General features: G+C 57.6%; 13 protein-coding genes. 6 read left to right on the forward strand and 7 right to left on the reverse strand.

Annotated elements, in window-relative coordinates:
* Positions 1 to 9 precede the first annotated feature (9 nt).
* From E3E51_RS00400 to E3E51_RS00410, 3 genes are all read left to right on the forward strand, one after another.
* Positions 10 to 771 carry a hypothetical protein gene (locus tag E3E51_RS00400; RefSeq protein ID WP_167911187.1) on the forward strand — a complete coding sequence of 254 codons (762 nt, stop codon included), beginning with the start codon at positions 10 to 12 and terminating at the stop codon, positions 769 to 771.
* Complete coding sequence (locus E3E51_RS00405) at positions 768 to 3,281, forward strand: CDC48 family AAA ATPase (RefSeq protein ID WP_167911188.1); 2,514 nt, start codon at positions 768 to 770, stop codon at positions 3,279 to 3,281. The genes E3E51_RS00400 and E3E51_RS00405 overlap by 4 nt, the downstream gene beginning before the upstream one ends.
* Positions 3,282 to 3,356: 75 nt before the next feature.
* Positions 3,357 to 3,683: a PRC-barrel domain-containing protein gene (locus E3E51_RS00410; RefSeq protein WP_167911189.1), complete on the forward strand. Its 327-nt coding sequence runs from the start codon at positions 3,357 to 3,359 to the stop codon at positions 3,681 to 3,683.
* A gap of 5 nt (positions 3,684 to 3,688) precedes the next feature.
* Here the strand turns inward: E3E51_RS00410 and E3E51_RS00415 are convergent, their stop codons facing one another.
* The 3 genes from E3E51_RS00415 to acs all read right to left on the reverse strand — a co-directional run bounded on the left by E3E51_RS00415 (position 3,689) and on the right by acs (position 6,780).
* Positions 3,689 to 4,396 (reverse strand): metallophosphoesterase family protein, encoded by a 708-nt coding sequence (locus tag E3E51_RS00415; protein WP_167911190.1) that lies wholly within the window; start codon positions 4,394 to 4,396, stop codon positions 3,689 to 3,691.
* Positions 4,397 to 4,437: 41 nt separating this feature from the next.
* The gene (locus E3E51_RS00420; RefSeq protein ID WP_167911191.1) at positions 4,438 to 5,316 is read right to left on the reverse strand and encodes a hypothetical protein; all 879 of its coding nucleotides are present in this window, start codon (positions 5,314 to 5,316) and stop codon (positions 4,438 to 4,440) included.
* Positions 5,317 to 5,385: 69 nt separating this feature from the next.
* Positions 5,386 to 6,780, reverse strand: coding sequence for an acetate--CoA ligase alpha subunit (acs, locus tag E3E51_RS00425; RefSeq protein ID WP_167911192.1), 1,395 nt, complete (start codon positions 6,778 to 6,780; stop codon positions 5,386 to 5,388).
* Positions 6,781 to 6,978: 198 nt separating this feature from the next.
* Between acs and E3E51_RS00430 the strand changes: the two genes are divergently transcribed.
* Both E3E51_RS00430 and fen read left to right on the forward strand, forming a co-directional pair.
* A complete protein-coding gene (locus E3E51_RS00430; protein ID WP_167911193.1) occupies positions 6,979 to 7,467 on the forward strand; it encodes a phosphate-starvation-inducible PsiE family protein in 489 nt (162 codons plus the stop codon).
* Positions 7,468 to 7,516: 49 nt separating this feature from the next.
* Entirely contained in the window at positions 7,517 to 8,542 is a 1,026-nt protein-coding gene (gene fen, locus E3E51_RS00435) for a flap endonuclease-1 (RefSeq protein WP_167911194.1), read from the forward strand.
* Between the two features lie 13 nt (positions 8,543 to 8,555).
* Here the strand turns inward: fen and E3E51_RS00440 are convergent, their stop codons facing one another.
* From E3E51_RS00440 to E3E51_RS00450, 3 genes are read right to left on the reverse strand one after another with little or no spacing between them, the layout of a single operon-like run.
* Positions 8,556 to 9,455 carry a transcription initiation factor IIB gene (locus E3E51_RS00440; protein WP_167911195.1) on the reverse strand — a complete coding sequence of 300 codons (900 nt, stop codon included), beginning with the start codon at positions 9,453 to 9,455 and terminating at the stop codon, positions 8,556 to 8,558.
* A 38-nt stretch (positions 9,456 to 9,493) separates the two neighbouring features.
* Positions 9,494 to 9,772 carry a hypothetical protein gene (locus tag E3E51_RS00445; protein ID WP_167911196.1) on the reverse strand — a complete coding sequence of 93 codons (279 nt, stop codon included), beginning with the start codon at positions 9,770 to 9,772 and terminating at the stop codon, positions 9,494 to 9,496.
* 14 nt (positions 9,773 to 9,786) lie between these two features.
* The gene (locus E3E51_RS00450; RefSeq protein WP_167911197.1) at positions 9,787 to 10,125 is read right to left on the reverse strand and encodes a DNA-binding protein; all 339 of its coding nucleotides are present in this window, start codon (positions 10,123 to 10,125) and stop codon (positions 9,787 to 9,789) included.
* A 116-nt stretch (positions 10,126 to 10,241) separates the two neighbouring features.
* Here E3E51_RS00450 and E3E51_RS00455 point away from each other — a divergent pair, with 116 nt between their 5' ends.
* Positions 10,242 to 11,864, forward strand: a complete 1,623-nt coding sequence (locus E3E51_RS00455; protein WP_167911198.1) for a hypothetical protein — start codon at positions 10,242 to 10,244, stop codon at positions 11,862 to 11,864.
* A gap of 18 nt (positions 11,865 to 11,882) precedes the next feature.
* Here the strand turns inward: E3E51_RS00455 and E3E51_RS00460 are convergent, their stop codons facing one another.
* The gene (locus E3E51_RS00460; RefSeq protein ID WP_167911199.1) at positions 11,883 to 12,335 is read right to left on the reverse strand and encodes a 30S ribosomal protein S19e; all 453 of its coding nucleotides are present in this window, start codon (positions 12,333 to 12,335) and stop codon (positions 11,883 to 11,885) included.

The following is a 12,335-nucleotide window of genomic DNA, read 5'->3' on the forward strand; positions in this document are numbered from 1 at the left end:
TCAGAAACCATGAGGGTGGCGATCGTAACAAGCGATGCCAGGGTCTACTACCTGGCAACGAAGGTGCTGAAGGAGTACCGCATACCCTTCCACAGCCTCCGGGTCGGGGATAGGATACCCTTTGATGTTGAGGTCGTCCTGACGGGCGAGGAGGACTACGGAAGGGTTGATTTCCCCGTCAAGGTTGTCGTGAGGGATGAGAACTTCATAGACGAGCTCCTGGCGAAGCTCGAAGGCAGGGAGAGGTTTAAAAGGGTGTACGTAGCCATTGACCCCGGTGAGAGGCCCGGCCTGAGCGTCGTTGCCGATAACCGCGTGCTTGAGGTTCACCACCTGAAGAGCCCGCGCGACGTTGAAATAATCCTCGACCTGCTGGAGAAGTACCCCGGTGCTAAAATCAAAATAGGGCACGGGGCCAAGAGGCAGAGGGTTCTCATGCTGAAAGCCCTCGCAGACCTGCTTGGATACGACTACCCGATCACCGTCGTCAACGAGTCGAGAACGACCCCCAAAGTCGGGGGGATGGATGTCTCCCAGGTTCAGGACATCGTGGCGGCCATAAACATAGGCCTGCGCGAGGGAAGGGAGGTTCCCATCGGAGAGCTTATAGAGGCGAAGGAGCCCACGAAGCGTGAGATTGACGATATAAAAAGACGGAGCCGCGAACTGAGCGGGAACATCACGATATCCTCAAAGCTCGCCCGTGAGGTGGCCCTGGGTAATTTAACGCTTGAGGAGGCCATCGAAAAGCAGAGGAGGCGGTCAAGATGATTTTTGGTAAGGACGAGGAGAGGTACGAGAAGATAAAGCTCCGCGTTGCGGAGGCTTTGAAGAGAGACGTCGGCAGGGGGATAGTCCGCTTTGACAGGAAGTACCAGAAGCAACTCGGAGTTGAGCCCGGCGACATAGTTGAGCTGATTGGGGAAAGAACCACCGCCGCGATAGTGGCCAACCCCCACCCCGACGACCGCGGACTGGACATCGTAAGAATGGACGGCTACATCAGGAGGAACGCCGGGGTGAGCATCGGCGATTACGTCACCGTCGCCAAGGCCGAGGTGCAGGAGGCGAAGAAGGTCGTGCTGGCGCCCGCCCAGAAGGGTGTCTTCATCCAGATACCCGGCGACATGGTCAAGGGAAACCTCCTGGGCAGGCCGGTGCTGAAGGGAGACCTCATCGTCGCGAGCAGCAGGAGCGAGGGCGGCTACTACGGCGGTTCGCCCTTTGACGAGCTTCTGCGCGGTCTCTTCGAGACCATGCCCATCGGCTTTGGAGAACTCAAGTTCGTCGTCGTAAACACGGTTCCAAGGGGAATAGTCCAGATAACCTACAACACAGAGGTTGAGGTTCTACCCCAGGCGGTGGAGATACGCGAGGAGGCCATCCCGGAGGTCACTTATGAGGACATCGGCGGTCTGAGCGATGCTATTCAGAAGATACGCGAGATGGTCGAGCTTCCGCTCAAGCACCCTGAACTCTTTGAGCGCCTTGGAATTGAGCCGCCGAAGGGTGTTCTCCTATACGGCCCGCCGGGAACGGGTAAGACTCTCTTGGCCAAGGCCGTCGCCAACGAGGCGAACGCTCACTTTATAGCCATCAACGGGCCGGAGATAATGAGCAAGTTCTACGGCGAGAGTGAAGAGCGCTTAAGGGAGATATTCAAGGACGCCGAGGAGAACGCACCTAGCATCATATTCATAGACGAAATCGACGCAATAGCCCCCAAGAGGGAAGAAGTCGTCGGGGAGGTTGAAAAAAGGGTTGTCAGCCAGCTGCTCACCCTCATGGACGGCCTGAAGGGCAGGGGCAAGGTCATAGTTATCGCCGCCACCAACAGGCCGGACGCCCTCGACCCGGCTCTCAGGAGGCCGGGAAGGTTCGACAGGGAGATAGAGGTTGGGGTTCCCGATAAGAAGGGCAGGAAGGAGATACTCCAGATACACACCAGGGGAATGCCCCTCGAACCGGACTACGACAAGGCCACCGTCCTCAAGGTTCTCAGGGAGCTCGTGAAGAGGGAAGCCTTTGAGAGGAGGAAGCTGGAGAGGCTCATCGAAAGGGTTGAGGCCGCGAAGAGCGACGATGAAGTGAGGGAAGCCCTGAAGAGCGAGAGCGAGGTATATCCCGAGGTCAGGAGCAGGCTGATAGACAGGATGCTTGAGGAGATAGCCGAAAAGACTCACGGCTTCGTTGGGGCGGACCTCGCGGCACTCGCCAGGGAGGCGGCCATGGTAGTCCTCAGGAGGCTCATCAACGAGGGCAAGATAAGCCCCGAACAGGAGAGGATCCCCCCGGAGGTTCTCCAGGAGCTGCGCGTCAGAAAGGCGGACTTCTACGAGGCCCTCAAGATGGTCGAACCCTCGGCCCTCAGGGAGGTTCTCATCGAGATGCCCAACGTCCGCTGGAACGACGTCGGCGGGCTCGAAGAGGTAAAGCAGGAACTTAAGGAGGCGGTTGAGTGGCCCCTCAAGTACCCGAAGGCCTTCCAGAGGCTTGGCATTGAACCTCCGAGGGGAGTCCTCCTCTACGGCCCGCCCGGAACAGGCAAGACCCTCTTGGCTAAGGCGGTCGCGACGGAGAGCGAGGCGAACTTCATCGGCATCCGCGGGCCGGAGGTGCTGAGCAAGTGGGTCGGCGAGAGCGAGAAGCGCGTGAGGGAGATATTCCGCAAGGCCCGCCAGGCCGCGCCCACGGTCATATTCATAGACGAAATCGACGCGATAGCCCCCGCCAGGGGAAGCGACATGAGCAGGGTCACCGACAGGCTCATCAATCAGCTGTTGACTGAGATGGACGGCATAGAGCGGAACAGCGGTGTCGTGGTTATAGCGGCGACCAACAGGCCGGACATACTCGACCCCGCCCTGCTCAGACCGGGCAGGTTCGACAGGCTCATACTAGTTCCAGCGCCGGACGAGAAGGCCAGACTGGAGATACTCAGGGTCCACACGAAGCGCGTCCCGCTGGCGGGCGATGTGAACCTCCGCGAGCTGGCGAAGAAGACGGAGGGCTACTCCGGAGCGGACATAGAGGCCCTCGTTAGGGAGGCGGCGCTGCTGGCGATGCGCAGGATAATGGCAGAACTCCCGGCGGAGCTGGTCGAGGAGGAGAGCGAGGAGTTCCTTGAGAAACTCAGGGTTTCAAGGAGGGACTTCGAGGAGGCCCTCAAGAAGGTCAAGCCGAGCATAACGCCCTACATGGTCGAGTACTACAGGAACTTCGAGGAGAGCAGGAAGTCAAGGGTCGAGAAGAAGGGAGGACCGGACTACTACACCTTCTGATTCCCTTTTCCTTTGGAAAAAGTTTTATACGTTGGTGCCCAAGAACTTACACGATTAAACCGAGGGGTGGCGAAAATGGTCAAGATAATAGCCTCTAAACTTAGGGACGTGGAGCTGATAACCGACACGGGCATAAGGCTCGGCTGGGTCTACGACCTGAGCTTCGATGAGGAAACCGGCGATATTCTCGTGATAGTTGCCGAGCCCGACGAAGACCTCGATACGAGCGAGTTTGTCACCGATCACGAGGGTCTTCTCCTCATACCGGTGAGCGCGGTTAAGAGCATCGGTGAGGTAATCATAATAGACTCGGGCAAGCTCGCGGTCAAGTCCAAGCTCAGAAGGGTCGGCACGATAAAGAGGAGACTCACGGAGGAGGAGTCGAGAACCCTCGGGGGATGACCCCCTTAATATCCCTCGTAGAGCCTCTCCGCAAGGAACCTCGGAAGCCCCGCTTCCACTATCTTCTCCGCGGCAGAATCGACATCGTACTCCACCCTGCAGAACTCAACGTTGTCCGGGGGTTCTTTTTCGGTATCGATTAAAGCGCAGGCCGCCCTCCAGTCTCCGTCCCTGGGCTGACCGACGCCTCCGGGGTTGATGATTCTCCTGCCCCCCAGCACCTTCAGCATCGGCACGTGGGTGTGACCGACGAGGAGGTCGTCCTGTCTGATATACTCCAGAACCGCCCTGAACTCCCCGTCGGAAAACCAGGGAAAGAGGTACTCGTCCAGGGGCGCCCTCGGGGAGCCGTGGATGAGGAGGTAGCTCCTGCCGGTATCGTCGGTGAAGAGCTGCCTCACGGGGAGTCTTCTGAGAAATTCGAGGTTTTCCACGGTCATAACGCGCTGATGCCACCTGACGGCCTGCCTCGCGTATGGGTTGAAGCCCCACTCGGCGCCGAAGGCTATCGCGTTGTCGTGGTTTCCTCGAACGCAGAGGAAGGTTCGCTTTTCCATCCGCTTCCCTACAAACTCAACGACCTCGTTTGGGGAAGCGCCGTAGCCGACCAGGTCGCCCATGCAGAGAACCGCGTCGGCTTTTCTTACCTCCCGCCAGACGGCCTTTAAAGCTTCAATGTTCGAGTGGATGTCGGAGATGAGGGCGACGAGCATGGAACCACCCGATGAATAGACGGTGAGGAAATAGAAAAAGGTTAGGTCCTCCAGAGAAGGCCGGCAAAAATCATCAGCAGGCCAAGGGAAAGGGAGAGCGGACCTTCGAGACCTACCTGATGAGTGGTCGTGCACTTCTCCGTTTCATTTCCGAAGGGATACCTGCTGTAGAGTCTCATGGAAGTAAACTTGAACCCCTTCTCAATCCGTATCCACGTTGTGTTCCTAGTGGGGAATTCGTAGGAGTAGTTCTTCTCAGTGCCGTTGACCTCCACGCTGCCTTCCAGATGAAGGACAAACGGCCCCTCGCGTGGATAGAGTATTTTGAGGAACTTTGGCACTCCTTCCACCGTTCGGTTAAGAATCGTCAGGTTCACGGAGTCATCGTTGAGAACTATTCCCGTGCTGCCGTTGTCAGGTATCCGGATGACTCCCCGGGGGTTTTCAATCTCCGCATAAAAACCGAGCCAGAAAGGATAGTCCGTGGTGGTGACGTACTTAAAACCTCCGGGAACGGGTTTAAAGCTGGGCGTGTCCAGCACTACGGTGGTATAGGGACTCTGCCAGTAAACCTCGACGGTCGTGTTTCCGAGACCCTCCACGCGGAAAAGTCTCAGGGGCAGGGGCGGCTCGACCGGAACGTAGAGTGCGCCCTCCTTTCTGTAAACCGGGGAGCGTCCGGTTTCTGGATCCAAAACGGTGACGTTCGGGGACTCCAGGGGTGCCCTGAAGGCCAGTATGAACCCTCTTACGATGTTCCCGTTGGTAACGTTGAGAACCTTCACGTCTACGGTCGGAATGACGGGTTCGACGGCACAGCTCACTGCAACGCGGGAGTTGTAATCCCGTATGGTTATGAGACTCCCAATGAGCACAAAGATGACGCCCAGTATTAAGATGGGGCGCTTCACAAGACCCACCGTCACAGAATTGGACAAACTTCCTAAAAACTTTTTGTCGTAAAAGGTCGAACAAAGGAAGAAAGAAAATCACTCCTTCTTCTGCCTGGCCTTCCAGTTGCTCCAGCGGTAGAGTGCCGCGAGAGCCTTTATGGCCCTCTCCGGCTCCGGATAGGCCGGGATTCCCTCCTCGTTGAGCATGTCAATGGCTTCCTTGGCCTCTATGCCGCCGACGATTGCAACGACGAGGGGCTTCTTCCTGCCGCTCTCGTTGTACTCGCGGATGACGATCTTGGCCAGGTCGCGCGGGTCGAGGACTGCCGTCTGGCAGTAGAGCACCGCTATGGCGTGCATGTTCGGGTTGGCGAGTGCGTCGCGAACCGCTCCTTCGTAGCTCTCAGCGCCGGCCATACCCGTGAGGTCAACCGGGTTCTTGTAGGAACCGAAGGGCGGCATGTGGTTGGCGAAGACCTTGAGGTCCTCAAGGTTGTCGTAGAGGTGCAGTCCCTCCTCCTCTGCGGCATCGGTGGCCATAACTCCTATTCCACCGCCGTTGGTGAGGATGACGACGTTCTCCCCAGCGGGCTCCGGAAGGTTGCTCAGCGTTCTCGCCCAGTCGAAGGCCTCGCCTATGGTAAGCGCCCTGAGAACGCCGCTCTGCTTGAAGGCGGCCTCGTATATCTTGTCGGCGCCGGCGAGGGAACCGGTGTGGCTTGCGGCTGCCTTGGCACCGCGCTCGCTCCTCCCGGCTTTGATGATGATAATCGGCTTCTCCTTGCTGACCTCCCTCGCGACGTCCATGAAGCGCCTTCCGTCCTTGATGCCCTCCATGTAGATGAGTATCGCCTTGGTGTTGTCATCGGTCTTGAAGAACTCAAGGAGGTCGGCATCGTCGATGTCGCTCTTGTTTCCGACGCTGACGACGGCCGAGAGGCCGACCTTTTCGAGGATGGTCCAGCCCATGAGGGCTATTCCGAGGGCTCCGCTCTGGCTGATGAGGGCCAGGTTGCCCGGCATGACGTCGGTGGGGCCGAAGGTGGCGTTCATCTTAGCTGGTGTGTAGACGACACCGAAGATGTTCGGGCCGAGGATCCTCATGCCGTACTTGTGGGCGGTCTCGACTATCTGCCTCTCGACCTTCTTGCCCTCCTCGCCGAGCTCGCCGAAGCCGGAGGTTATGATCGGAAGGACCTTAACGCCCTTCTTTCCGCACTCCTCTATAACCCCCGGAACGAACTTGGCCGGAACGACGATAACGGCCATGTCGACCTCGTCCGGAACGTCGAGAATGCTCTTGTAGGACTGGAACTTCCTTCCGTTTATCTCAATCTCAACACCCTTGACGTTAACGGGGTAGATTTTGCCATCGTAGCCGTACTCGACGAGGTTCTTCATAACGGCGTATCCTATCTTGCCCGGTTTCTCAGAAGCGCCTATGACGGCGATGCTCTTTGGTCTGAATAGAGCCTCCAGGTTTCCGTCCATCTCAATCACCTCATCCGAATGAAAGTCACAGTTTCACGTCCGTAAAACGAGTTATAACTTTTCTCTTCTCTTTTTGACGATAAGAAACTCGACGGACGTTAAAAGAACCGAAGGTTGGACACCGTTGATTCAAAACCCACCCGGAACCCCAAAATTCTTATTAATCCCAACGCCCAAACCAAGGATTCAGGTGATAGCGTGAGGGCTTTCGGGAGCAGGGCCGAGCGGAGGGCCCTCCGTCTGCTGAGCGTTCTCTTCGACTTCGTCGTGATAGCCCTGGGCACCCTGACCATGCTCTACGTTGTCAGAATGGTATGGGACCTCACGGTAAGCTCGCTCATCCATTTCGCCCCTGAGCAGGCCCTCCAGGGCATAGTTCTCATCCTGATATTCCTTGAGATTTTCGAGATAATCGTCATGTACATCATCTACCACCACGTTCCAATGAAGAACGTCGTGGAAATCGGCGTGCTGGCGCTCGTGAAGGAACTCCTCATAACGCTCGACCTAACGGAGCTCGGCTGGCAGGTGCTCCTCGGCATGGCGGCACTGATAGCGGCCATGGGCTGGGTGTACACGAGGGAACGGCAGAGGGAGGACAGCTACAACCGGTTCCTCATAGAGCGGGGCATCACGGAGAAGGATGTGGACGACATGACCAAAACCCTTGGAGAGGCCAGGGAATAGGCAAACCCTAAATAGGCCCGCGACGTTCTTTTGCTCAAGGGGTGATGGTATGGGCGTACAGATAGGCGAGCTCGTTCCGAGGAAGGAGATAGAGCTGGAGAACCTCTACGGAAGAAAAGTAGCCATAGACGCGTTCAACGCGATATACCAGTTCCTTTCAACCATAAGGCAGCGCGACGGGACACCGCTCATGGACTCCCGCGGGAGGATAACCTCCCACCTCAGCGGCCTCTTCTACAGGAACATCAACCTTATGGAGGCAGGGATAAAGCCGGCGTACGTTTTCGACGGGAAGCCCCCGGAGTTCAAAAAGAAGGAGATAGAGAAGCGCCGCGAGGCGAGGGAAGAGGCCGAGGAGAAGTGGTACGAGGCTCTGGAGCGCGGCGACCTTGAGGAGGCCAAGAAGTACGCGATGCGTGCAACCAAGGTCAACGAGGGACTGATAAACGACGCCAAGAGGCTCCTTGAGCTGATGGGAATCCCCGTAATTCAGGCGCCGAGCGAGGGGGAAGCTCAAGCAGCCTACATGGCCGCCAGAAAGAAGGTCTACGCTTCCGCCAGCCAGGACTACGACTCGCTCCTCTTTGGAGCCCCCAGACTGGTGAGGAACGTCACGATAACCGGCAGGAGAAAGCTCCCCGGAAAGAACGTCTACGTTGAGGTCAGGCCCGAGCTTATAGTTCTGGAGGAGGTTCTCAAGGAGCTCGGCATAGACAGGGAGAAGCTTATAGAGATGGCCATCCTGGTCGGCACGGACTACAACCCCGGAGGGATAAAGGGCATCGGGCCCAAGAAGGCCCTCACGATAGTCAAGCGCACAAAAGACCCCCTCGCCAAGTACCAGAAGGAGGGAGAGGTTGACCTCTACGCGATAAAGGAGTTCTTCCTGAATCCCCCGGTCACCGACGAATACGAACTCAGGTGGCGTGAACCCGACGAGGAGGGAATCCTCAAGTTCCTCTGCGACGAGCACGACTTCAGCGAGGAGAGGGTGAAGAACGGTCTTGAGAGGCTGAAAAAAGCCGTGAAAGCGGGGAAGCAGGCGACGCTGGAAAGCTGGTTCGGGAAGCGCTGACCTTTTCTTTTCCTCAAACCGGAATCTTCAGGTTGAGCTTGTCCACGAGCTCCTTGTAGCGGTTCCTGACGGTGACCTCGGTGACGCGCGCTACCTCGGCCACCTCGCGCTGGGTTCTCTTCTCGTCCTCCAGCAGGCCGGCGATGTAGAGGGCGGCCGCGACCAGACCGGCGGGGCTTTTCCCGCTCGTCAGGCCCCTATCGTAGGCTTCATCGAGTATGGCCACCGCGCGCCTTCTGACCCTCTCGCTCAGTCCGAGTTCGTCGGCGAACTTGTTGACGTAGTCGGTCGGCTTGACGAAGAGCTTCTTCGGTGTGAGGTTGAGGTTTCTCGCTATGAAGCGGAAGCTCCTTCCTATCTCCTTCTTGTCAACTCGCGATATGTCCGCTATCTCGTCGAGGGTTCTCGGAACCTTGAGGAGCCTGCAGGCGGCGTAGACGCAGGCCGCTATGACGCTCTCAATGGAGCGGCCCCTAATGAGGCCCTTTCTCACCGCTTCGCGGTAGAGCCTTGCCGCCTCTTCCTCGACGTGCCTGGGGAGCTTGAGCTGGCTGGCTATCCTGTCGAGCTCGCTGAGGGCGAAGGCCAGGTTCCTCTCGGCGGCGTCGCTCACGCGGAGGCGGCTCTGCCACTTCCTGAGCCTGTACATCTTCTCACGCATCAAACCGGAAAGGTTCCTATCAATCCCGATATCTGTTGAGAGACCCTTATCGTGTAGGAGGATGCTCTCGGGGGCACCAACTCTCGCCCTCTTCTCCCTCTGGCTCGCGTCAAAGGCGCGCCACTCCGGTCCCATGTCTATGACGTTCTCCTCAATAACGTAACCGCAAACCTTACAGACGACCTCTCCCCTACCCGGGTCGTAGATGAACTCCGTCGAGCCGCAGACCGGGCAGACCCTACGCTTGCTCACTCAAACACCCCCAACCGGCCGGCTATTTTATAAAGCCCTTATAAACCTTCTCCTTTTTTCACAACGTAGCGGAGTAACCAGGCGAGGTCCTCCCGCTTGAAGGTTATCCGCTCCAGAACGCGGACGTCCCAGTCCTCCTCAACTATGTTGGCATAAATCCAGAGGAAGACGGGGTCGTCGTCCGTTCCAACGTGGAGGTTCTTGTAGAGAACGTCAACCGTCCCGTCCTTGTTCTTCTTAACCGAGACGGCCTTCCAGGTTTCGAGACTGACCTCTCCCTTTTCGTCGAGTATTTCGATTATCTCCCTGGCGTTCATGGGAGCACCTTCCGCTACCACTTGATTTTGAAGTCCCGCCTCGTTCTGGCGTCTATCTGTGAGAGTATCTTCTTCAGCTTGGCGTCGTCTATCGGCTCCCTTATCTGTCCTGCCTGATAAAGCTGAACGAGAACCAGCTCAACCTGTCTCGCCAGTTCGGGACGAACCAGCTTTACCCTGCCGAGCCTCTCCCTGGCGTCCTGCGTGAGAATCCTCCTCATTATCGCATCGAGCTGAGCCTCAAGCTCCATCTCCTGCCTCAAAGCCTCCTCCTGAGCCTTCTGCTGCTCAAGGTACCTCTTCTGCAGTTCCATGAGCTTGCGCTTCCTGATCTCCTCTATGTCCTCGGCCATCCTCTCACCCCCACCATAGGGTTGGGGCTCGGGTTAAAAAGGTATTGGGCAAAAGGTTTAAATTCACCTCGGACAACCCGAAAATGTAACGTGAGCAATGCCGACTGGTGATAAAAATGAAGAGCCGTTCGGTGGTGTCCGCACTCACCGCGTTCCTACTGCTCGCTTCGCTTTTCTCACCAGTTAAAGCGTACAGCACGGCCTGGTGTGAGGTCTGCCACCAGCTCCTCGTCGAGAACAACGGCGTTTTTGCCTTCAACGGGAGCAAATTCGTAGATTTGACCCGTCAGATAGAGCCCCCTCCGCTTCCCGACCTGTACTTCCCCGAGTTCGTCTGGAATCTGGGGGTAGCCACGGCGGGGAACGTCACGGTAATATACTCATTATACCACGACTCCCTCGACATGGGGGTATACAACGGAACCTTCCCCGTTTTCCTCATCCCCACCATTTCCTGGTACACGGGGGGTGCTGGGGATTTTCTGTTCTACAACGGGAGCATATTCTTCGTTGCGTCGACCAGCTGCTGCGGGCCGCACTACGCGAGCGATGATGTCTACAGGGTCGGCCCGAGGACCATGGAGAGCTGGGACCTCATCCGGTACGCCCGGAAGATAGTGCCGCAGGAAAAAGAGAGCCTCACCCCCATGGCGGGGATTAAACTGGGGCTTGATGAAAACGGCCGGCTCTGGGCGGGGGTGTACCTGTGGGACTCAAACGTCACGCTCTACTACCTCTACAACGGCACGAACTTCACGCTCGTTAACGCGAGCCCCCGGCTCCACATCCCGAAACCGGAGCCCCCCTTCAGGATCGAGGTCAGAAGGGGGATAACATATTATTTGCACTATCCCCTGCGCCCCTACACCCCAACGAGGTACATCCTCATCAGGAACGGAACATCGAGGGATGTTACCGATGAAGTCAGGAGGCTGGCCTACTCGGTCAGGCCGGTGGAGGTTTTCCACGGCTTCTGGGACGGCGGAAGAAGGGAGTGGGTGGTCTCATTCAGCATGTACGACCTGCCCGTGACGTACGCGGCAAACGGAAGCTGCCGCAGGCCTATTAACGTCGAAGGCCTGCCCCTCGGCGTGTACAACGGTTCCTACGTTCTCCTCGGCAACGGCACGCTGGGCTGGAGGAACCAGACGGTGAGAACGCCCCAGCAGAGCTACCCCTGGTCGAAGTCCATCGTAGATGTCGAGGTGTACGTGAGAGACGGCCGTCCCGTGGTGGCGTTCCCGTGGGAGACTGAGGTAAACGGGACTGCAAGGAAAGGATTCGTCCTGTACGAAGCTACCGAAAATGGCTTTGAGGTTCGCAACGTCACCGGCACGGAAGAACCCGGCAGAGAACTCCTCGTCTACCCGATTAGTGGGGGAGAGGAGTCATGCAGGGCCAACGCTACTGGAACACTGTGCGTGGACACGGAAACGGGAACCGCCTTCATCCGGACCGAGAACGGAACGGTGCCGGTCAACTATTCGGTGGCCTCGCGGACGGAAGTGGTCATCGTCGGCAATGGAACCTTCCTGCTCCTGGGGGAGGGGAGCACCTACATAGTCCCGCCCTACGACAGCCCAATAGACGTTCTCTCCCTGCCGGTTTGCGTGGAGAAGAACACCACCGAGAATCAAGGAGAAACTACAGGGAGCCCTAAAACTGGCCAGAATGCCGTTCTCTACGGAATAGCCGCACTGGGAGCGGTTGTTCTGATAATCCTCCTCAAAAGACGTTAAGAATAGAATGACTGGAGCTCAGTACTTCTTGAGCTCCGGAATCTGTTCCTCAAGCTCCTTTTTGAGCTCGGTGGCGATCTTGTCGAGGAAGCTCTGTCCCTGCGGGGTGACGATCCTGCCCTCACCCGGAACCTTCTGGACAAAGCCGGCGGCCTCAAGCTGCTGGAGGGCCTTCCTTATGATACTCCCCCCCGCCTTGTAGAAGTGCTCCGGGGCGTGGCCGCGGTTCTTCCTGCCGCCGTACCAGGTGCGGAGCCTCTCGATGCCGACAGGACCGTCGACGTAGACCTTCCTGAAGATGCTGGCAACGCGGTAGTACCACCAGTCGTCCTGCTCGGGAATGCGCTCCTTGTGCCTGCTGGTCTTGACGAACGGGGCCCACTCGGGCGGCTTTATGGCCTCAATCTCCTTGAGCTTCTGCGCAACCCTCTCAACGAGCAAATCACCGGGAACGTCATAAACTGTCGCCAC

The organism is Thermococcus sp. 21S7, from assembly GCF_012027615.1.
Classification (GTDB): Archaea; Methanobacteriota_B; Thermococci; order Thermococcales; family Thermococcaceae; genus Thermococcus.

Coding starts and splice junctions, on each gene's coding strand:
- E3E51_RS00400 (WP_167911187.1), top strand. CDS start 10: ATGAGGGTGGCGATCGTAACAAGCGATGCCAGGGTCTACTACCTGGCA.
- E3E51_RS00405 (WP_167911188.1), top strand. CDS start 768: ATGATTTTTGGTAAGGACGAGGAGAGGTACGAGAAGATAAAGCTCCGC.
- E3E51_RS00410 (WP_167911189.1), top strand. CDS start 3,357: ATGGTCAAGATAATAGCCTCTAAACTTAGGGACGTGGAGCTGATAACC.
- E3E51_RS00415 (WP_167911190.1), bottom strand. CDS start 4,396: ATGCTCGTCGCCCTCATCTCCGACATCCACTCGAACATTGAAGCTTTA.
- acs (WP_167911192.1), bottom strand. CDS start 6,780: ATGGACGGAAACCTGGAGGCTCTATTCAGACCAAAGAGCATCGCCGTC.
- fen (WP_167911194.1), top strand. CDS start 7,517: ATGGGCGTACAGATAGGCGAGCTCGTTCCGAGGAAGGAGATAGAGCTG.
- E3E51_RS00445 (WP_167911196.1), bottom strand. CDS start 9,772: ATGAACGCCAGGGAGATAATCGAAATACTCGACGAAAAGGGAGAGGTC.
- E3E51_RS00450 (WP_167911197.1), bottom strand. CDS start 10,125: ATGGCCGAGGACATAGAGGAGATCAGGAAGCGCAAGCTCATGGAACTG.
- E3E51_RS00455 (WP_167911198.1), top strand. CDS start 10,242: ATGAAGAGCCGTTCGGTGGTGTCCGCACTCACCGCGTTCCTACTGCTC.